Raw genomic sequence first — 19,714 nt, 5'->3', positions numbered from 1 at the left:
ACATGAAGGCTTTACCGATTGGATCGTTGTCTTCCGTAAGCGCGCAGTACGGCAAGGAATTTCCGGCGATGTGTTCGACCGGGCCTTTGTCGGTGCGCAATACGACGCAGATGTAATCCGACGCGACCGCAACCAATCCGAGTTCACCAAGACGATATGGGATTACCTCGACAGCGCCGCCTCGGACGCACGGGTTACCAATGGCAAGGATGCCCTTCGCAAACACAATGCAGTGCTTAACCAGATTGAGGCGCGATACGGTGTCGATAAAGATGTCGTTGTCGCGATCTGGGGCCTTGAGAGCGCATATGGCACCTTTCGTGGTTCAAACCCGGTCATAGGATCGCTTGCCACACTGGCCTATGACGGACGCCGCGGCACTTTCTTTGAAAAACAGTTGATCGAGGCGCTGAAGATCCTGCAAAGCGGTGATGTGTCCCTCGCCAAATTCACAGGAAGCTGGGCCGGTGCGATGGGTCATACGCAGTTCATCCCAACCTCGTACCAATCACTTGCAGTGGATTTCGATGGTGACGGCAAACGTGATATCTGGTCGGACAACCCCGCCGACGCGTTGGCATCAACCGCGAATTACCTTGCCAAGAACGGGTGGGTCAAAGGCGCACCCTGGGGGGTTGAGGTGAAGATTCCCGATGGCTTCGACTACACTCTCGCCAAACGCGACACCAAACGCATGCCATCGGAATGGGCCAAGCTCGGCATTGTCGGGCTTGATGGTACGCCGGTGCCAGATCATGGGCCCGCCTCGGTGCTGCTACCTGCCGGGGCCAGAGGAGCCGCGTTTCTGATCTTCAAGAATTTTGACGTGATCGAAACCTACAATACCGCTGATGCATACGTAATCGGCGTTGGGCACCTGAGTGACCGGATCACGGGCGCCGGACCAATCCAGTCAAGCTGGCCGCGTGAGGATCGGGCGTTGAGCTTTGCTGAGCGCAAAGAGATGCAACGTCTTCTCACCGCCAAAGGGTTCGACACCAAAAAGATTGATGGCAAGGTTGGGCCATTGACCATCAATGCAGTGCGCGCTTTTCAAGCGTCTATCGGTGACATCCCAGACGGCTATGCTTCTCTGAACATCCTTCAGAAACTGCGCTAGACCATCCTGGAAACGGGCAGAAAATAGACTGTTTGTGCCGGGATGAACGACGGCCTACACGGCGAGCATAGACAGTGGGGATTGCCTGTGATTCTGAACATCGACGTGCACCTGACATATGAATTGTCCGCGCCCACCGACCTACTACTGCAGATTGAAGCAGCGGACCTGCCAGATCAGCGGGTCTTGGACGCACGGATCGACTTTTCAGAGGTTGCCCATATGGCCCGCGTTGCCGCGGATGAAGGTCTGGGAGAGCGTATCTGGCTTAAGGCAGACGGTCAGTTCAAGTGCGATTACACCACGCGGATCAAGATCGACCGCCCAGTGCTTGATCTCACTTCGCTCGCTGCTGTGCCGCCTCACCTGTTGCCGGGCGATACCGTGCGGTACCTGATGCCATCGCGCTATTGTCCGTCGGACGAATTTCAAACCTATGTCGCAGCCGAGTTCGGGCATCTTGAAGGCGGTGCCCGGATAACCGCGATCCGTGACTGGATCAACGCCGGGTTCAGCTATGTGCCGGGGGTTAGCAATGCCCAGACAACGGCCCTTGATAGCTTTGTGCAACGGCAAGGGATTTGTCGTGACTTTGCGCATGTGATGGTCACACTGGCCCGCGCCTCAACGATCCCGGCGCGCTTTGCCAGCGTCTATGCCCCGGGTGTGACACCGCAAGACTTTCACGCGGTGGCCGAAGTGTACCTAGATGGTACATGGCACTTAGTAGATCCAACCGGAATGGCGACGGCCAACACAATCGCCCGTATTGGCGTTGGTGCTGATGCGGCAGATGTGGCGTTTCTGAATATCTTTGGGCAAGCCGATTTCGTGGCTCAGAGCGTGGCTGTCCGGGTGGACTAATCCCGACCATCAAAACGAATTAGGAATCAAGCAAACCAGTCCAGCGGAACGCATTCTGTTCAGCTGCGACCCGCCCGATAGATGGAAGAGCAAAATGGCTACCCAGAACAATACAGGCGGCTTCGGAAGCAGTTTCCAATAGATGTCGCCGCGAGTTCACAGCCTGTTCAGGATCGACGTCGAACTTAAAATGCCAATCCGGATGCCAGCATTGGGCGGCTGAATGTAGCGCATCGCCCGTAATGATCGCTTGGCGGTCGCCACTTTTGATCCTGACAGACACATGACCGGGTGTATGGCCCGGTGTTGGAATTAGGCTCACAAAATCACCCAGCATGTGACCTGCTTCGACCAACTCTGCCTGTCCAGCGGCAATGACGGGCAACACGCTTTCTACATAGAGTTCGCCGTTGCGTACCTTTTGCTGGGATTCATCCGCTGCCGGCATCAGATATCTTGCATTGGGAAATGTGGGAACCCAACGTCCATCCTCGAGCCGGGTATTCCAGCCAACATGGTCGGAATGAAGATGCGTGCAAAGAACGTAGTCAATGTCATCAACCGTTAAGCCAGCTGCACCTAACGAAGACATAAAGCGTGTGTCAGACCGTCGGTGCCATTCAGGAAAGCCAGGAACTGTTTTGTCGTTACCAACGCAGCTATCGATAAGAATGCGGTGCGTTGGTGTGATGAGTAGAAATCCCTGAACTGGCAAAATCAGCTTACCCGAGATGTCACAAATGCTTCCCGGAGCAACAGACTCCATAATCTGTGCGACCTTGGGACCCGCTGTTGGGAAAAGCTCTGTCGGGGACATGAACGGACCATGCAGATCCAAAATCCGCCAAACCTCAACCTCGCCGATTTTGCACAACATGGAGGAATTTCCTTCCTATTACAGCGTCAGTTAATTACGCACGGTTCGCCACGAAAACACGCCAGAACCTTTTGTTCCTGCGCATTTGTGGGGTTAGCATAGGTCAAGCCGGGGCATGGGCCAATTTGCATCACCCATTGACGGTCTTCCTGTTTGAGAAAGGTCATATGATCGCCCTTTTCGGTGCCACCGCACCAAGGGCCAAGGCATGTCACTCGCAGGATCACATCCCGCTCGAAAGGCTTGGTGAAGCCGTCGCGGGTCAGCGATTCTCCTGTCAGCCAGCCGTTTATATCAACACTGTTCCGTTTGCGTGACATGCGCTGAGCGGTGCGGTCAGGAAGTGCGGCTTCGTCAAAAAATAGATCGCCTTTGACAATAATATACTTGTCGTTTGATTTCGCCGCGCGGTCAAAGTCGCGGGCGATGTCCGGGGGGGCGCAACTTAGTGCAAAGGCAGGGTGTGCCATCACGATCAGCCCAGCAAGGACGATGCCCAGCTGCTTCACAGGTGATCCTTGAAAGCCGCGAGAACCCGTTCGTAGACATGGCGTTTGAACGGCACAATATTGTTGACGAGCTGATCCGGATCCATCCATTTCCAACGGTTGAATTCCTGATGTTCGGTCGCGATATCGACTTGGTCATCGGTCCCTTTGAACCGCATCAGAAACCATTTTTGTTCTTGCCCGCGATACCGCCCTTTCCAGAGCTTGCCGACAAGATCATGTGGCAGATCGTAAGGTATCCAATCCTTCGTTTCTGCCTCGATCTTGACTAGACGCGACAGTACGCCGGTTTCTTCCCACAATTCGCGTAGCGCTGCGTCCCGGGCACTTTCGCCCTTGTCCACACCACCCTGCGGCATCTGCCACGCGGGGCCGGGGTTATCGATGCGCTGCCCGACAAAGACATGGCCATCACGGTTCACCAGCATAACACCAACGCAGGGGCGATATGGCAGGCGGGCAATCTCTTCGGGAGTCATCTTGGGGCCTTTGTGAAAACGCGGCACAGGCTAATCCCGTGCCGCGACGTGGTCTTAATCGTTTGACGGCTGAAGTGCAGTCAAACCCTTGAGGATGTCGATAGCGTAAGCCAGCTGATAATCCTCTTCGCGCAGCGCAGCGGCAGCTTCTGCCTTGGCACGGTCGGCTTCAATCTGCTGGATCTCGTCTTCGCTTAAACTGTCATTATCAAGGCTGCCACGCAGGTCCGCTTCGGAGCGGTTAAAGACGTTTGTCTCTTCCTCTTCCTCAGCGTCCGCTTCGGGGCGACGCGGCTGTGCGACAACGATATCAGGGGATACGCCCAGCGATTGGATCGACCGGCCAGACGGAGTGTAGTAGCGCGCTGTGGTCAGGCGCATAGCCCCATCACCCCGCAAAGGCATTACCGTCTGTACAGAGCCTTTGCCGAAAGATTTTGTGCCAACGACGATGGCCCGACGATGATCCTGCAAGGCACCCGCGACAATCTCGGACGCAGACGCGGACCCGCCATTGATCAGCACGACAATGGGTTTGCCTTCGGCCAGGTCACCCGGCGTTGCGTTATACCGGTCACCATCTGCGGGCTCGCGACCACGAGTGCTGACGATCTCGCCCTTTTCGAGGAACGCATCGCTGACGCGGATCGCCTGGTTTAGAAGGCCACCTGGGTTGTTGCGCAGGTCAAGAACGATGCCTTCGACATTGTCCAGACCACCCGCCGCTTCGACCTGTTCCGCCAATCCTTCTTCGAGGTTGGAATAGGTTTGATCGTTAAAGGTCGTGACCCGAAGAACGACGGCCTCGCCTTCCAGGCGGGTGCGTACGGCCGTCAGCTTGATCGTGTCGCGGATGATCGAGACATCAAATGGTTCAGATTCGCCCTCGCGAACCACCGTGATGATGATCTCGGACCCTACCGGACCGCGCATCATGTCCACTGCCGCGTCCAGCGTCAGTCCCAAAACCGAATCTCCATCGACATGGGTGATGAAATCGCCTGCTTCGATGCCGGCGTCATCTGCCGGTGTGCCATCAATCGGAGAGACGACTTTCACAAAGCCCTCTTCCTGCGTGACTTCGATCCCGAGGCCGCCAAATTCACCCCGTGTCTGCACGCGCATATCGGCGGCATCATCCGGCGAGAGGTAGCTGGAATGTGGATCAAGCGAGGTCAGCATGCCATCAATGGCTGCTTCGATCAAATCGCCTGCATCTACCTCTTCAACATATTGCCCACGGATGCGTTCGAAAATATCGCCGAACAGATCAAGCTGTTCATAAACATTTGTGGTACGGGCGCTTTCCTGCGCGACCAGTGGACCCACGAATTGCGTCGTGGCCACGATACCTGCAAGTGTGCCGCCCATGGCCGCCATGACTACTTTTTTCATTCGGTCCTTCCCTTATCCTCTGTGAACCACCCAAGGGGGTTCTCTGGCATGTCGCCTAGTCTTACTTCTATATAGAGCGTTTCAGACAGCGCTTCGCCAGCCCTTTCACCGGATGGTGATTGAATATCGTTGATTTGACTTGCTGGACCACCCATCAAACCGACTGGACTGCCCTCTGGAAGCACTTGTCCGGTTTCGCCAAAGACCGTGTCGAGCCCCGCGAACACAAACAAGACATCTGGCTCCGGCTCAAGGATGGTGACCAAACCATAATCCAACAACGGCCCCCGGTAGCGGATCGTGGCTGCAGTCGGTGTCGTGACAAGCGCACGTGGACGAGTGGCAATCAAAACACCCGGACGCATTACACCAGCCGCATCAGTCTCTCCCGCGCGGCGCAGAATTTCGCCCGCAACTGGCAAAGGCAGCTGACCTTTGCGATCCCGTGCAGCGGCCAGATCAAGCTGGGCTTCGTTTTCGGAAATTTGGCTTAACCCGGCAGCGAAACCATCAAGTGTTTCGGTCGCCGCGATTAGCAACGCGGTTTTTACGGGATCTTCGGTGAATTTTCGAGGCAAGTCGACACGGTCGGCCATGGCCTGACTAAGCGCAGTACGCGCGGTTTGGATGTTGGCCAAACCAGTTTGCAACGTGTTCGCTGCGTCTTGTTGCAGTTGACGCAAGACAGTTGCTTCTTCGACATCGGCCCGCAGGTCGGCAGCCGCTTCGGACAACGCAGGGGTCACAGACGCCATAAGCAAGCCGGCGCGCGCGGCGCCAATCGGGCCATCGGGGTGGACAAAGCTCTGTGGTCCTGCCGTGGTGCCCAGCGCGGAAAGCGCGGCCAGAAGGCGCATCACTTCAGCATCGCGCGAATCGAGGTCACGGCTCAGTTCCGTTTCCCGGATTGACGCCGCGCGTAGCCCATCGCGCATCGCGGCCAACCCGGATTCGAACGCCTGAACCGCTTCGGTCAGGGCCCTCACCCGGTCACGCGCCGAATCCGCCGCGTCGAGCTTGGCGGTCGCTTCTTCCACCAGCGTCATCGCATTGCGTGCCGCTTCTGCCGGTGTCTGCGCCGACAATGGCAGGCCTATCAGCCCAAAAAGAAGTGCCAAATGCTTCATGCGCGGATCAGGCTTTGTCCGGTCATCTCGTCAGGTTGCGGCAACCCCATCAGCGCCAAAAGGGTCGGCGCAAGATCGGCCAAACGCCCGTCGGCCAAAGTTGCCCCATCTGGTCCGCCATGCAACACAACGGGCACGAGGTTGGTCGTATGCGCAGTATGCGGCCCACCGGTTTCGGGGTCGACCATCGTTTCGCAATTGCCGTGATCGGCAGTGACGATCATCGCACCGCCGACTTTTTCAACAGCTGCAAGAACCTTGCCCAGACCCGCATCTACAGCCTCGCAAGCCTTGATCGCAGCTTCCAGATCGCCGGTGTGTCCCACCATATCCGGGTTGGCGTAATTGGTGACGATCAGATCGTACCCCGCTTCGACCGCAGCCACGAATTTGTCGGTCACTTCATCCGCTGACATCTCGGGTTGCATGTCATAGGTCGCCACGTTCGGGCTTTTGGGCATGAACCGGTCTTCGCCCTCTTCAGGCGTTTCCTGCCCACCGTTCAGGAAGAACGTCACATGCGGGTATTTTTCGGTCTCGGCCAAACGGAACTGTTTGCGACCATGCTGAGACACCCATTCGCCCAGCGTGTTCTTGATCTCTTGCTTGGGGTACGCCGTGGTCATGTAGACGTTGTGCGCCTTGGAATAGTCCACCATGCCCAACAGACCAGACAGCTCCGGTTGTTTTCGCTCGAACCCGTCAAACTCAGGGTCGCCAATCGCAGCAAGGATTTCACGTGCGCGATCGGCGCGGAAATTGAGGCAGAAAAACCCATCACCTTCCCCAAGACCAGCGTAGTCACTGATCACGCATGGTTCGATAAATTCGTCGTTCTGATTCTTGGCATATGCGGTTTCGACCGCCTCCAGCGCAGTGCGCGCCGCGTTCCCTTTGCCAAGGATCATCGCATCATAGGCACGCTCGACCCGGTCCCAACGCGTGTCGCGGTCCATTGCAAAGTAGCGCCCGATCACAGTGCCAATGATTGCACTGTCCGGTAGGCTATCGGTCATGTCGGCAATAAAGCCCTTGGCCGACGTAGGTGCTACGTCCCGGCCATCGGTGATCGCATGCAGCACCACATCAACACCTTGATCGGCCAACATCTTCACCGCAGCTTGGATGTGGCTGATATGCCCATGCACCCCACCATCCGAGACCACAGCCATGATATGTGCGCGACCAGCCGCGTCTTTCACAGTCTTGGCAAAGTCGAGGATTTGTAGGTTTTCGAAAAAGCTGCCATCTTCGATTGCAAGATCAATCTGCCCCAAATCCATCGCCACCACACGGCCCGCGCCGATATTGGTGTGTCCGACTTCGGAATTTCCCATCTGGCCTTTCGGCAAGCCCACGTCTGGACCATGCGTGATCAGCGTCGCATGCGGACAGGTCGCCACAAGGTGATCCATCGTCGGGGTATTCGCCAGTTTCGGCGCATTTGCCGTGGGATCGTCGCGCAGGCCCCAGCCGTCGAGGATGGTCAAAACGACTGGTTTCGGGGTGGTCATGTAAGATGTCCTCTGCTCGGCCCAGGATTATGGGCGGTGTAACAGAGGCGGGGCGCGATGTGGAGGGGCGCTTATACCGTTTGGTCCTAACACTTTCACGATCCCGCACATTGTGGCGTGCCCCCCAAACCCCCCGCGATATTTTGAAAAAGAGGTAGTGCAAAACACTCTAGTCAAACATTTGCCACCCCGCCAACCAGCGGGTCACGGTGGTGATGGCGCAAAGCGCGGCAAAGGCGTAGGCAAGCCATTGGAACGCCGACGGGAAAAGGCACATAGCAACAAAGAGCGCGATGGTCTCAGTACCTTCGGTCAGGCCACCGAGGTAATAGATGCCCTTGGTCGGGTACTGATCAGATGAAACACCACGCTTTTCAGCGATGATCGAGAAGGCGAGAAAGCTGGAGCCCGTTCCGATGAAACTGCAGATCAACACCGCTGCAGGAAGCGCATTTACCGCAGGATCGTGAAACGCAAAACCAAGCGGGAACAGTCCGTAGAACATAAAATCAAGTGCAATATCGAGGAATGCGCCGCGATCTGTCGGCTGAGTGAGCCGCGCAACTGCTCCATCTAGGCCATCCGCCAGTCGGTTCAGTGCCAGACAGAATAGCGCAGTCCCGAAGAGACCAAGCCAAAGTGCCAGCACGCCCAGAAAACCAATAAAAAAACCTACAAGTGTGATCTGATCCGCGCGGAACCCGTATGCAACCAGCATCCGCGCAGGCCGATCAATAGCGCGTTTCACAAGCGGCAATACTGCGGCATCAATCATTGTTTGGCGTTCCTCAACTGGGCCCAAAACCGCCATAGCGAGCCATCTCTTGTGGGTACACTGAAATCTTACACACCTGTTTGTCATTTGACCGTAACAGGGTAACGCTGGTTTTAAGCCCCCAACCAAGGCTTTTGCCGTTTATACTAAGGATCACAGTTTATGCGCACTCTTCTTGCCGCCACGCTTGCCACGATCACGGCCTTTGCCGTCCATGCCGAACCAGATCCATCGAATTGGGGAGCTGTTACCGAAGAGGCGCGCGGCCAGACTGTGTATTGGAACGCATGGGGTGGGTCAGATACGATCAACAGCTTTATCGCGTGGATCGGCAACCGCGTAAACGAAGACTACGGGGTGACCCTTGAACATGTAAAGCTGTCCGACACCGCCGACGCCGTCAGCCGTGTTCTGGCGGAAAAGACCGCTGGCAAGGACGAGGGCGGTGCCGTCGACATGATTTGGATTAACGGCGAAAACTTTGCAGCGATGAAACGCCAGAATCTGCTGTTTGGACCGTGGGTCGAACAGACACCTAGCTGGGCCAATGTGGATGTTGCGGGCAAGCCTGCTGTGATCTCGGACTTTACCGTGCCGACCGATGGGCTCGAGGCACCGTGGGGCATGGCGCAAGTGGTCTTCTACTACGACACAGAACGGCTGGACACTCCGCCAACCACGATGGAAGCGCTGGCGCAATATGCAGCGGCCAATCCGGGGCGGTTCACCTATCCACAGCCACCGAATTTCCTTGGGTCCACCTTTCTTAAGCAGGCGTTGATCGAGTTTGTACCGGACGCGTCAGTCCTACAATTGCCGGTCGAAGACGCGGATTACGATGCCGCAACCGCAGATTTCTGGACATTCCTTGACGAATTGGCGCCCACTCTTTGGCGCTCGGGCCGCGCCTACCCGCAAAACGAATCCCGTCAAATCCAATTGATGGCCGATGGTGAGATCGACCTTGCCATCAGCTTTAACCCGAACGAAGCAAGCAATGCGATTGCCAACGGCCTGCTGCAGAACAGTGTGCGCAGCTTTGTGATGGACGCAGGCAGCATCGGCAATGCAAGCTTCGTTGCTATTCCCTACAACGCCAACGCCAAAGCCGGCGCGATGGTGGTGGCAAATTTCATGATGTCACCCGAGGCGCAGGCGATGATGCAAGACCCAGAGGTTTGGGGTCTGAGCACGGTTCTGGACATTGCCAAACTATCGGACGAAGACCGCGCGCGGTTTGATGCGCTCGAATTGGGCATCGCCACGTTGCCTCCTACAGAGTTGGGCGCAACCCTGTCCGAACCGCATCCAAGCTGGATGGTCAAGCTCGAGGAAGACTGGACCGACCGGTACGGCGTCGCGCAATAGGCGCTCTAGGTGGCAACACGATGTGACAACAAGACAGCGCGGGCTCGGTTCCTCCCCTGGGCTCCGCTTTTAACCTTGGGCATCATGGTTGGCCCGGTGATTGCTGGGGTGTTGGGAACCGTTGGGCCAGCTTTGGGCTACATGCCTGCACTGGGTGCATACGAGGTAAATCTGAACGCCTTTGTCATGCTGTTTGACTGGCCCGGGATAGCCCGCGCCAGTGTTTTGAGCGTCACCACCGGGATTGCCGCAACCACGTTGTCGCTGTTGCTCGTCTCACTGATCTGCGCGGCATGGAGCGGATCACACGCGTTTCGCATTATCGAGCGGATGTTGTCACCGCTTCTGTCGGTCCCCCATGCGGCAGCTGCTTTTGGTTTGGCATTCCTCATTGCACCATCCGGCTGGATGGCGCGTGCGACCTCACCTTGGCTGACTGGATGGGACAGGCCGCCAGATTTGTTGATCCTCCAAGACCCATATGGCCTGTCACTGATCGCCGGGTTGGCGGTCAAAGAGGTGCCGTTCCTATTGCTGATGACGCTCGCCGCATTAAGCCAAATTCGCGCCGCACAAGCCCGTGACACCGCCTTGGCGCTTGGCTATGCGCCCGTCACTGCATGGTTCAAAACTGTCTTTCCCCGCGTCTACGCACAGATCAGATTGCCGGTCTATGCAGTGCTGGCATTTTCCATGACGGTGGTCGACGTGTCCCTGATCCTAGGGCCAACAACGCCGTCTACGCTTGCGGTACAAATCCTGCGCTGGATGAACGATCCTGACCTGAGTCTGCGGCTTCTCGGTTCGGCGGCTGCAGTTTGGCAACTGGCGTTGGTGATTGGCACATTGATCTGCTGGAGGCTAGGCGAGGTCGTGATCGCAAATCTTGGCCGTCGCTGGGTCGCCTCCGGCGCACGCGGGGGTGCCACGCGCAGCATTAAAGCCCTGTCTCTAACCGCTGCGATCCTCAGCGCATCTTCCATCGTTTTTGGCATTCTGGGACTTCTGGTTTGGTCTTTCGCCGGATTCTGGAGCTTTCCCGACCTTTTTCCCGGAGCGTTTACGGCCAAGACATGGATGCGCCATGCGATGAACTTGTGGCCGATCATCAACGAGACCCTGATCATCGCGTCTGTCGCCACTTTGATCGCTTTGCTTTTAACACTAGCCTGTCTTGAGGCCGAAGAACGCCACGGACTTAAACCCAGCAGCCGAGCGCTCTGGCTGCTTTATGTACCGCTGATCGTGCCGCAGATTGCCTTTCTGACCGGATTGCAGACACTGGCCATTTATACCGGCATCGACGGCAATCGGGTCGCGGTGATCGCGGTGCATACTATCTTTGTGCTCCCGTACGTTTTCCTGTCCCTCGCTGATCCGTTCCGCGCATGGGATTCGCGATACGGTCATGTTGCGCGGGCCCTTGGCGCGGGCTGCGACGGTGTCCTTTGGCGCGTTCGCCTTCCAATGCTGCTACGCCCGATCCTGACCGCCGCTGCGGTAGGCTTTGCAGTTTCGATTGGGCAATTCCTGCCGACGCTTCTCGCGGGCGCCGGGCGGGTACAGACGCTGACCACGGAAGCGGTCGCGCTTGCCTCGGGAGGTGACCGACGGGTGATTTCGGTCTATGCGCTCAGCCAGACAGCGCTTGCGCTTTTGCCTTTTGCGCTCGCTTTGTTTGTTCCCGCCATTGTCTGGCGTAATCGCAGAGGGCTGCGCCATGCCTAATACCGGACTAACCCTCGACAATGTGGCAATACGCAGGGAGGGACGCACACTTGTTGAAATCTCGGACCATGTCGCACCGGGTGACGTTCTGACCGTGATGGGGCCAAGCGGGTCGGGCAAGTCAACACTGTTGTCATATATCATCGGCACGCTCGACACAGGGTTCGAAGCAAACGGGCGTGTGATCCTGAACGGGACCGACATAACCGATCTGGCGCCCGAGGCCCGGCGAGTTGGTATCCTGTTTCAGGACGAATTGCTGTTTCCACATCTGTCCGTTGGGGCGAACCTTGCCTTTGGCCTAGATGCCTCTGTCACCGGTAGGGCAAACCGCGCGCGCCACATTGAGGCAGCGCTTGACGATATTGGGCTGGGCGGATTTTCAGACCGCGACCCCGATACATTGTCAGGTGGTCAAAAGGCGCGGGTGGCGCTGATGCGGATTCTGCTTTCCGGGCCAAGAGCACTGTTGTTGGACGAACCATTTTCCCGGCTCGACACGGAACGCCGGGATCAAATCCGCGAACTGGTCTTTGAGCAGGCCCGCGCCACAGGTTTGCCGGTGCTGCTGGTCACTCACGACCATGCTGATGCCGATGCGGCTGGCGGTCGGGTACACCGTTTGACCTAGGCCGTTACTTGCCCTCAGAGGCCGAGTACGATGTGGCTGATCCTGATCGCAACTTGAGAGCGTGCATCAGCTCAACGGGCAGGATCGCGAAACACTTTGCATAGCGCGGGATCAAGCGTGCTGGCTGAGACAGGGCCCGCCACAACCATTCCATCGCGATGGCCCGCACCCAAGCGGGCGCGCGCACCTGAGCGCCGGAAAAAAAATCGAGCCCGGCACCAATTGACACGAAACCCATGTTTTGCATTTTTTGCCGACCATAAGCCGCAAACAGTTCCTGCTTGGGCGCACCCAGCGCGATAAAGGCGATATCAGCATTGGCCGCGGCCAGCGCATCAAGCACGGCATCAGCAGACTGACCACTTGGATCAAAGCCCATCGGCGGTGCAATCGTTGCAACAACGCGCGTGCCGGGAATTTCGCGTTCTAGATAGTCCTTGGCTGCCGCGAGCGTGTCATCGGTACTTCCCACCAAAGCGATGGTTTTGTCGTGCCCAATAGCAAGACGCACCAGTGGCAAAATTGCATCAGAACCGGGGATCAAAGACACTGACCGCCCTGCCAGTTTCGACATCCAAACAATTGGATTTCCATCAGCTACAACCAAATCCTGCGCGGCATAAGCTGCGCGGAAGCGCGCATCCTGACGTAATTTTACCAAATGGTCTAAATTTATCGTGGCGAGCGAAAACCCATCACCTGCTTGCAAACGCATTGATATTTGCCGCTCCAACGCTGCCCAATCAGGTACGTTGATCGTCACGTCGAATGCTTCACCCCAAAAGCGCATCTGCGCCTCCTTTTTTTCCAAGTCGGGGGGGTTTACTTGAGTCATGCGGCCAAATCGCGGCCAGAGCGCTGCAAAATCAAGACAAACCAACAAGAATTCTCTTAAGACACATAAGAAAACCAGAGTTTGTCGAATTATGACCATTATTCGGTGGTCTACGCTTCTTTGAAAAGACTTAGTAATTCTCGTGAGCAGTCTGTGACAGGTACCCGATTCCGTATATTCCGTGACTTTGCGCACGGCCATTTTGCTGCACTGGGTGCGGCATGACGGGGGCTGTTTCGATCATTGGGTGCGGTTTTGTCGCCGACCTGTATGTGCGGTCGCTTCAGGCAATGGACGGGATCACCGTTGTTGGCGTCTATGACCGTAATTCAGAACGGCTCAAGCAATTCTGCGCCCACTGGGGCATGCCTGCAGTGTCGTCCCTTGATGAACTTCTGGAACGGCATCCTCGCGATGGCGTTGTGCTCAACCTGACAAACCCCGCTGCACATTTCGAGATCAACTCTGCCTGCCTTTCCGCTGGATGCCACACGTATTCCGAGAAGCCCTTGGCGATGAATGTCGAGGAAGCAAAGACGCTGCACGCCCAAGCCAACGCAGCCGGATTGATGCTGGCATCTGCGCCGTGCAGCGTGCTGGGCGAAGCAGCACAGACACTTGGACACGCGCTGCGCAGCGGTATCGCAGGTACACCCCGCGCGATCTATGCTGAATTGGACGATGGGTTCGTCCCACAGGCGGCGTACAAGAAATGGATTTCTGAGTCCGGCGCACCGTGGCCGTTCGAGGACGAATTTCGTGTCGGCTGTACGCTCGAACATGCGGGCTATTACCTTGGTTGGCTGATCTCGTGGTTCGGTTCGGTCCGCACCGTGGTCGCGGCTTCGGCAGAAACGATACCGGACAAAGAAGGCAATGGCCCCTTTGCGCCAGACCTTTCCGTTGCGACGCTGTTCTTCGACAACGGTCCGATGACCCGCCTGACCTGTTCAATCGTCGCGCCGCATGATCATCAGATTCGGATCATCGGCGACGGTGGCGTCTTGTCCTGCAAAGCCGCGTGGGACAATTCGGCCAAGGTTACCTTTGCCAAGCGCATGACGATCCGCCGCCGATTGATGGAATCGCCTTTTCCCAAAAGACTGAAACTGTCGCAACCGACCCACCCCAAAGTAAAACGCTGGGGTGCTGCCGCGATGAACTTCATGCTTGGGCCCGCAGAAATGCTGGACGCCCTCCGCGAAAGTCGCCCATCGCGTTTGTCGAATGATTTCGCGCTACACATGACAGAGGTCACGCTGGCGATACAAAACGCGGGCGAAACCTCTGGTGCTCAGGCGATGACCACCCGCTGTGAGCCGATGGAGCCGATGCCATGGGCGATGTGAAACGGGTTCTGATCACAGGCGCATCCGGGTTCATTGGCCATGCAACAGTTGCTGCCGCGGTCAAGGCCGGGCTTGAGGTGGTTGCGGTGCAACGGTCGAAACATAGCGACTGTGCGGATATAACAATTGTTTCGACCGACCTAACCGAGCCGGAAACCGTGCCGGTTCTGATCGAGGCGCTTGTTGAATGTGATGCGGTCATTCACCTTGCCGCGGCGATGTCCGGCGATCCCGAAGACCACGAACGCCTGACAGTTGGTGGAACGCAACATCTGGTCGAGGCGATGGCACAAGCTGGCACAACGCATCTGACCATTGCCAGTTCGATTGCAGTTTTCGACACAAGGCAAATCGCTGTAGGCGGCACCCTGACAGACAATTGCCCACTCGTGTCTCCAGAGGGTGCGCGAGATGCGTATTCAGCGGCGAAGGTACGTCAGGAACAGATCGCTAAGTCTGGTGGCTTTGCCAGTCTGGCTATTCGGCGGCCCGGCATTGTCTACGATGACGAACACCTATGGAACGCACATCTGGGCATTGGTTTGGGCCCAGTCTTACTTCGGTTCAAAAGCGATGATCGGCTGCCGATGTGCCACGTGGACCGCTGCGCAGCTGCGCTTGTGCAGACTGTTCTGCACAAGGTCGATGACACGTTTACAATTCTTGATCCTGACCTGCCTACCCGGCAGGAGGTGATCACCGCACTACGGCAGACAGGCTGGCCCAAAAACGTGGCTCCAATTCCTTGGCGAGCGCTTTGGTTAGCGTCACGCCTATTGCGGCCGCTATCCGCCAAGCTACCCGGTCTGCTGCGCGAGGACGTATTGCGGCAGCGCGGCTTGCCTTTAGTGTACAAAATGAACGACCCAATCGGCGCGAGTGATCTACCTGATCTGGCGCCAAATTGGAGGTCAGTGACATGACGCTCCCCAAGATTGCCTATCTGACCGGCGAATACCCTCGCGCCAGTGACACGTTTATCCAGCGTGAGGTCGCCAATCTCCGCGCGTTGGGGCACGAGGTTTTGACCTGTTCGATACGAACCACCGGGGCAGAACATCTTGTCGGAGCGGAACAGCGCGAGGAACACAAGCGCACTTTCAAGGTGCTGGACGCAGTTAAAAGCCCCTTTATGACAATCAAGGCGCATCTGCGTTGGGTGGCAGAACCGGCTCGCTACCTGTCGGCGCTGGGTCTGGCGTGGCGCACCGCTCCAAAGGGCATCAAGGGTCGCCTGTATAACCTGATCTATTTTGTTGAAGCCGGCGTGCTTGCGGCCAAGTTGGCGGATGAAGGCGTGACCCATCTGCACAACCACATTGCCAAGGCATCCTGCACGGTGGCGATGCTGGCAGGTGAGCTATCTGGTATCCGTTGGAGTTTCACCATTCATGGTCCGGATATCTTTTTCGAACCACATCACTGGCGGATAGACGAAAAAGCGGCCCGTGCTTCTTTTGTGTCCTGCATTAGCCACTTCTGTCGGTCGCAGTTGATGTGCTTTGCAGACCCGAAACACTGGGACAAGCTGCACATCGTTCATTGCGGTGTGGACCCGTCCCGCTATGCGCCCAATCCCGAGCGCACTGGATTGCAGGCGCTGTTTGTTGGTCGGTTGGCCGGGGTAAAAGGTGTGCCGATCCTGATTGAGGCGATGTCGCAGCTTTGTGAGAAGTATCCTGACCTGATGCTCCGTCTTGTTGGGGATGGACCAGATCGCAAAACGCTCGAATCTGAGGTCGCTCAGCGCGGGTTGCAGAACCGGATCGTATTTCTTGGGTACAAATCGCAAGCAGAGGTGGCTGAGGAATTGGCCCAGACCGATGTATTCGTGCTGCCGAGCTTTGCCGAAGGTGTCCCCGTTGTTTTGATGGAAGCAATGGCATCACAGGTGCCTGTTCTGGCAACACGGATCGCCGGTATTCCCGAGTTGGTCGAAGACGGTATTAGCGGGCGGGTGGTGCCCCCCGGCGATGTCGAGGCGTTCACAAAGGCGCTTGATGAGTTGCTGTCAGTTCCGGACCAGCGTGCAGCCTATGGTGCCGCAGGACGACGCAAGGTCATTGCAGACTACTCCGCTGCCGATGAAGCGCAGTGGCTTTCTGATCTTATCTGTTCCTATGCCGAGGAACAGTCCTCACCTGGTTTGAGACCGAACATTGGAAACGCCATATGAATGTTGATGTTGTAATCATCGGTCGAAACGAAGGGGCGCGGTTGGTGAAATCGCTCGCTTCAGTGATCCCTCAGGCGCGACGCGTTGTTTATGTCGACAGCGGATCAACCGACAACAGCGTGGCAGAGGCCAAGTCGGCAGGAGCGGACGTGGTCAATCTGGATATGTCCATTCCCTTTACCGCCGCACGTGCGCGCAACGAAGGGTTTGCAGCGTTGATGGCACATGACGATGCGCCTTATTGCGTTCAGTTTCTTGATGGGGACTGCTGCATGACCGACGATTGGCTTGCAGCCGGGGCAGCCCATATGCGGGCCAACGACGATATCGCGCTGGTGACCGGCGAACAGGAAGAACTGTGCCGCAACACCACTGTCTTTAACCAAATGTCAGACTTTGAATGGAAGCGTCCGACAGGCGAAATCGAAGCGTGCGGTGGCAATATGATGGTGCGCACGAAGGCATTCGTTGACGTCGGTGGGTTTGATCCAACCGTGATTGCTGCCGAAGACGACGAGTTCTGCACGCGTTTGCGCAAAGCCGGATGGCGGCTGGTCCGCATTCCGCACCAAATGTCAAAGCATGATGGCGGGCACCTGGTGTTTGCCCAATGGTGGAAGCGGGCAGAACGAACCGGGCACGGGTTTGCCCAGGTCGGTCATATACATTCCGACTATTTCGTGCGCGAACGCAAGCGGGTCTGGGTCTATGGATTGGCATTGCCGGTCATTGGGGTGTTTGGCGCGTTCATGACACCGGCCGTTCCTGTGCTGGTTCTTGGTGCGTACCTGTTTTCGTTTTTGCGCACCGCGCGCGGATTGCAAGGTGAAGGGCTTCCAACAGACGAGGCGCGAAAGCATGCGATTTTTCTCACGCTGTCCAAGTTCCCGAATGTCATCGGCATGGTGCGGTATCACTGGCGGCGGCTGAACAATGCGCAAATGCGTATCATTGAATACAAGTAAGGGGGTGGACGAATGACGTCTTCGAAAGTTCGGGTTGGCCTGATCGGTGCGGGATATATCGCAAGCTGGCATGCCGACGCGCTGCGGGCCACCGATGGGGTTGAGATCACAGCGGTTTGCGATCCGTCCGAGGCCGCCGGCAAGGCACTGGCCGATGGACTGGGTGTGCGCTTATTCGACGAACTCGCTGACTTGATCGACGCCGGAATTTGCGATGCCGTACATATCCTGACACCGCCGCACCTGCACCACGCATTGGCGATCCAATGCCTGAAAGGCGGTTTGCATGTGCTGGTGGAAAAACCAGTCGCGACATCTGCCGCTGAAACCGCCGAGATTGAGGCAGTGGCGCAGGAACATGGCGTGCGCTTTCATGCCGGACACAACTTTATGGGTCTGCCGTCTTATGACCGGTTGAAAGGCATGTTGACGAAGGGTGAGATTGGCCGTGTGTCCGTGGCCGAGGTGCATTGGTGTCTACCGCTTGCGCCACTCCGGTCGGGGCCATTTGGTATCTGGTTGCTGCGGGAACCTAAGAACCTGCTGCTTGAACTTGGGCCCCATTTGATGGGCTTCATCGTGGATCTGTTCGGCGTGCCGGATATTGAGTCGGTAAAGCTGTCAAAGCCAGTTGATCTGCCGGGTGAGGACACCCGCCACCAGGCTTGGCGCATAATGGCGCAAGCCGGTGACGTGGATGTCACGCTTACCATTTCGACGGTCGAGACGATTGATGACCGATCTCTGACCTTGCGTGGATCATCCGGTCGCGCGCGATTGGATTTCGCGGCTGATACGCTGGTAGTTGAACGCGAAAACGCATCTGACCTGGTGGTTAACCCGCTACGTCGGCAATTAGACATGAGTTGGCAGCACCTGCGCGAAGGTGTTGGGAACACCGTCACGCAAGTCGCGTCTTTGAACCGCAAATCACCCTACGCATTGAGCTTTCAAGGCATGGATGCCGCGATCTATGATGCGTTGCGGAAGGATCAAGAACCGGACGCCAGGTTCTCAGGCGCAAGTGCGGTAAAGGTCATGACCGCACTGGATCAAGCCTTGGCGCTGATCCCGGACTCTGACCTTACACCCGCCGCACCTAAAGCCAGAACACGCGACCCCAAGCCGACCGCGATGGTCATCGGCGGCACTGGCTTTATCGGGCGCGCCTTGACCCGCGCGTTGGTGGCCAAAGGACAGGATGTGCGTGTTCTGAGCCGTGGCAAACATGGCCCCTTCCCCGACCTGCCCGATGAGGTCGAGACACTTGGTGTTTCGCTTTACGACAAGGCGGCATTGGTCGACGCCATGCGAGGGATCGACGTGGTCTACAACCTTGCCCGGTCGCTTGAAGGCACGTGGGACGACGCGTTGAAACACGATGTCGGCGTCGCCTTGCGGATTGCCGAAGCGTGCCAAGAGGCTGGTGTGAAACGACTGGTCTATACCGGCACGATTGCCAGCTATGACATGTCGTCGCCATTGCAGAAAATCACCGAAGACGTCGCGTTCCCAGACGATATGAGCGATCGCAATATGTACGCGCGCTCAAAGGCTGAATGCGAGAAACGACTGATGGAGATGCATCGGCGTGACGGGTTGCCCTTGGTGATTGCGCGGCCGGGGATCGTTGTCGGCCATGGTGGACCGTTGCAGCATTGGGGCATCGGACGGTGGCACGGCGCGGGTGCAGTCCGGATTTGGGGCAACGGCCTAAACATCCTGCCCTTCGTGCTGATCGACGATGTTGCTGACGGGCTTATCCTGATGGGAGAACATCCAGATGCGGTGGGACAGAGTTACAATCTGATTGGCGAACCGATGCTGTCTGGCAAAGGTTATTTCGATGCCATCCACAATTCGCTTGGTGCGAAGATCAGAGTGAGCACTGGAAATCTGACTGTGTTCTGGGCAGCGGATGCTGTGAAACACGTGCTTAAGGTTTATGCACTGCGGCGGCGTGGAATAACACGCCCGTCACTGGCCGATTGGAAAAGCCGGG

At 57.0% G+C, this 19,714-nt stretch carries 18 protein-coding genes; 10 read left to right on the top strand and 8 right to left on the bottom strand.

The annotated features are described in order from the left end of the window. Nucleotides 1-1,120: lytic murein transglycosylase (locus ACTG4M_RS14330; protein ID WP_439124349.1), on the top strand; the 1,120-nt coding region annotated here is incomplete at its 5' end. A gap of 42 nt (nucleotides 1,121-1,162) precedes the next feature. After that, nucleotides 1,163-1,984, top strand: coding sequence for a transglutaminase-like domain-containing protein (locus ACTG4M_RS14325; RefSeq protein ID WP_439124348.1), 822 nt, complete (start codon nucleotides 1,163-1,165; stop codon nucleotides 1,982-1,984). Nucleotides 1,985-2,003: 19 nt separating this feature from the next. On the opposite strand, the gene ACTG4M_RS14320 is transcribed toward ACTG4M_RS14325, so the two are convergent. From ACTG4M_RS14320 to ACTG4M_RS14290, 7 genes are all read right to left on the bottom strand, one after another. Further along, on the bottom strand, nucleotides 2,004-2,861 hold the full coding sequence (locus tag ACTG4M_RS14320) for an MBL fold metallo-hydrolase (protein WP_439124347.1): 858 nt from the start codon (nucleotides 2,859-2,861) through the stop codon (nucleotides 2,004-2,006). A gap of 26 nt (nucleotides 2,862-2,887) precedes the next feature. Then, nucleotides 2,888-3,370: a hypothetical protein gene (locus ACTG4M_RS14315; RefSeq protein WP_439124346.1), complete on the bottom strand. Its 483-nt coding sequence runs from the start codon at nucleotides 3,368-3,370 to the stop codon at nucleotides 2,888-2,890. After that, nucleotides 3,367-3,849, bottom strand: coding sequence for an RNA pyrophosphohydrolase (locus ACTG4M_RS14310; RefSeq protein ID WP_439124345.1), 483 nt, complete (start codon nucleotides 3,847-3,849; stop codon nucleotides 3,367-3,369). The genes ACTG4M_RS14315 and ACTG4M_RS14310 overlap by 4 nt, the downstream gene beginning before the upstream one ends. Nucleotides 3,850-3,903: 54 nt before the next feature. Continuing rightward, a complete protein-coding gene (locus tag ACTG4M_RS14305; protein WP_439124344.1) occupies nucleotides 3,904-5,244 on the bottom strand; it encodes a S41 family peptidase in 1,341 nt (446 codons plus the stop codon). Continuing rightward, on the bottom strand, nucleotides 5,241-6,371 hold the full coding sequence (locus ACTG4M_RS14300) for a murein hydrolase activator EnvC family protein (RefSeq protein ID WP_439124343.1): 1,131 nt from the start codon (nucleotides 6,369-6,371) through the stop codon (nucleotides 5,241-5,243). The genes ACTG4M_RS14305 and ACTG4M_RS14300 overlap by 4 nt, the downstream gene beginning before the upstream one ends. Next, nucleotides 6,368-7,885 (bottom strand): 2,3-bisphosphoglycerate-independent phosphoglycerate mutase, encoded by a 1,518-nt coding sequence (gpmI, locus tag ACTG4M_RS14295; protein WP_439124342.1) that lies wholly within the window; start codon nucleotides 7,883-7,885, stop codon nucleotides 6,368-6,370. The genes ACTG4M_RS14300 and gpmI overlap by 4 nt, the downstream gene beginning before the upstream one ends. Before the next feature lie 169 nt (nucleotides 7,886-8,054). Then, nucleotides 8,055-8,660, bottom strand: a complete 606-nt coding sequence (locus ACTG4M_RS14290) for a CDP-alcohol phosphatidyltransferase family protein (protein WP_439124341.1) — start codon at nucleotides 8,658-8,660, stop codon at nucleotides 8,055-8,057. 162 nt (nucleotides 8,661-8,822) lie between these two features. Here ACTG4M_RS14290 and ACTG4M_RS14285 point away from each other — a divergent pair, with 162 nt between their 5' ends. The 3 genes from ACTG4M_RS14285 (at nucleotide 8,823) to ACTG4M_RS14275 (ending at nucleotide 12,387) form a co-directional block, all read left to right on the top strand. Next, nucleotides 8,823-10,028 carry an ABC transporter substrate-binding protein gene (locus tag ACTG4M_RS14285; protein WP_439124340.1) on the top strand — a complete coding sequence of 402 codons (1,206 nt, stop codon included), beginning with the start codon at nucleotides 8,823-8,825 and terminating at the stop codon, nucleotides 10,026-10,028. Nucleotides 10,029-10,112: 84 nt separating this feature from the next. Continuing rightward, nucleotides 10,113-11,756, top strand: a complete 1,644-nt coding sequence (locus tag ACTG4M_RS14280; RefSeq protein WP_439124350.1) for an ABC transporter permease — start codon at nucleotides 10,113-10,115, stop codon at nucleotides 11,754-11,756. After that, the gene (locus ACTG4M_RS14275) at nucleotides 11,749-12,387 is read left to right on the top strand and encodes an ATP-binding cassette domain-containing protein (protein ID WP_439124339.1); all 639 of its coding nucleotides are present in this window, start codon (nucleotides 11,749-11,751) and stop codon (nucleotides 12,385-12,387) included. The genes ACTG4M_RS14280 and ACTG4M_RS14275 overlap by 8 nt, the downstream gene beginning before the upstream one ends. Before the next feature lie 4 nt (nucleotides 12,388-12,391). Here the strand turns inward: ACTG4M_RS14275 and ACTG4M_RS14270 are convergent, their stop codons facing one another. Beyond that, a complete protein-coding gene (locus tag ACTG4M_RS14270; protein ID WP_439124338.1) occupies nucleotides 12,392-13,177 on the bottom strand; it encodes a WecB/TagA/CpsF family glycosyltransferase in 786 nt (261 codons plus the stop codon). Nucleotides 13,178-13,443: 266 nt separating this feature from the next. Between ACTG4M_RS14270 and ACTG4M_RS14265 the strand changes: the two genes are divergently transcribed. From ACTG4M_RS14265 to ACTG4M_RS14245, 5 genes are all read left to right on the top strand, one after another. Beyond that, nucleotides 13,444-14,571, top strand: a complete 1,128-nt coding sequence (locus ACTG4M_RS14265; protein WP_439124337.1) for a Gfo/Idh/MocA family protein — start codon at nucleotides 13,444-13,446, stop codon at nucleotides 14,569-14,571. Next, the gene (locus tag ACTG4M_RS14260) at nucleotides 14,559-15,494 is read left to right on the top strand and encodes an NAD-dependent epimerase/dehydratase family protein (protein ID WP_439124336.1); all 936 of its coding nucleotides are present in this window, start codon (nucleotides 14,559-14,561) and stop codon (nucleotides 15,492-15,494) included. Before ACTG4M_RS14265 ends, ACTG4M_RS14260 begins: the two co-directional genes overlap by 13 nt. Then, nucleotides 15,491-16,747, top strand: a complete 1,257-nt coding sequence (locus ACTG4M_RS14255; RefSeq protein WP_439124335.1) for a glycosyltransferase — start codon at nucleotides 15,491-15,493, stop codon at nucleotides 16,745-16,747. Before ACTG4M_RS14260 ends, ACTG4M_RS14255 begins: the two co-directional genes overlap by 4 nt. Beyond that, entirely contained in the window at nucleotides 16,744-17,712 is a 969-nt protein-coding gene (locus ACTG4M_RS14250) for a glycosyltransferase (protein WP_439124334.1), read from the top strand. The genes ACTG4M_RS14255 and ACTG4M_RS14250 overlap by 4 nt, the downstream gene beginning before the upstream one ends. Before the next feature lie 12 nt (nucleotides 17,713-17,724). Next, nucleotides 17,725-19,714 (top strand): NAD-dependent epimerase/dehydratase family protein (locus ACTG4M_RS14245; protein WP_439124333.1); only part of this gene is annotated, 1,990 nt, incomplete at its 3' end.

Origin of the sequence: Marivita sp., assembly GCF_965656765.1 — a bacterium.
Taxonomy (GTDB): Bacteria; Pseudomonadota; Alphaproteobacteria; order Rhodobacterales; family Rhodobacteraceae; genus Marivita.
Note: the sequence above shows the minus strand (reverse complement) of the source record. Positions and strands in the feature narration are given on the sequence as shown.

Excerpts from the sequence above, each read along its gene's own strand:
- ACTG4M_RS14325 (WP_439124348.1), top strand. The coding sequence starts at position 1,163 with ATGAACGACGGCCTACACGGCGAGCATAGACAGTGGGGATTGCCTGTG.
- ACTG4M_RS14320 (WP_439124347.1), bottom strand. The coding sequence starts at position 2,861 with ATGTTGTGCAAAATCGGCGAGGTTGAGGTTTGGCGGATTTTGGATCTG.
- ACTG4M_RS14310 (WP_439124345.1), bottom strand. The coding sequence starts at position 3,849 with ATGACTCCCGAAGAGATTGCCCGCCTGCCATATCGCCCCTGCGTTGGT.
- ACTG4M_RS14305 (WP_439124344.1), bottom strand. The coding sequence starts at position 5,244 with ATGAAAAAAGTAGTCATGGCGGCCATGGGCGGCACACTTGCAGGTATC.
- ACTG4M_RS14300 (WP_439124343.1), bottom strand. The coding sequence starts at position 6,371 with ATGAAGCATTTGGCACTTCTTTTTGGGCTGATAGGCCTGCCATTGTCG.
- gpmI (WP_439124342.1), bottom strand. The coding sequence starts at position 7,885 with ATGACCACCCCGAAACCAGTCGTTTTGACCATCCTCGACGGCTGGGGC.
- ACTG4M_RS14290 (WP_439124341.1), bottom strand. The coding sequence starts at position 8,660 with ATGATTGATGCCGCAGTATTGCCGCTTGTGAAACGCGCTATTGATCGG.
- ACTG4M_RS14285 (WP_439124340.1), top strand. The coding sequence starts at position 8,823 with ATGCGCACTCTTCTTGCCGCCACGCTTGCCACGATCACGGCCTTTGCC.
- ACTG4M_RS14280 (WP_439124350.1), top strand. The coding sequence starts at position 10,113 with ATGGTTGGCCCGGTGATTGCTGGGGTGTTGGGAACCGTTGGGCCAGCT.
- ACTG4M_RS14275 (WP_439124339.1), top strand. The coding sequence starts at position 11,749 with ATGCCTAATACCGGACTAACCCTCGACAATGTGGCAATACGCAGGGAG.
- ACTG4M_RS14270 (WP_439124338.1), bottom strand. The coding sequence starts at position 13,177 with ATGCGCTTTTGGGGTGAAGCATTCGACGTGACGATCAACGTACCTGAT.
- ACTG4M_RS14265 (WP_439124337.1), top strand. The coding sequence starts at position 13,444 with ATGACGGGGGCTGTTTCGATCATTGGGTGCGGTTTTGTCGCCGACCTG.
- ACTG4M_RS14260 (WP_439124336.1), top strand. The coding sequence starts at position 14,559 with ATGGGCGATGTGAAACGGGTTCTGATCACAGGCGCATCCGGGTTCATT.
- ACTG4M_RS14255 (WP_439124335.1), top strand. The coding sequence starts at position 15,491 with ATGACGCTCCCCAAGATTGCCTATCTGACCGGCGAATACCCTCGCGCC.
- ACTG4M_RS14250 (WP_439124334.1), top strand. The coding sequence starts at position 16,744 with ATGAATGTTGATGTTGTAATCATCGGTCGAAACGAAGGGGCGCGGTTG.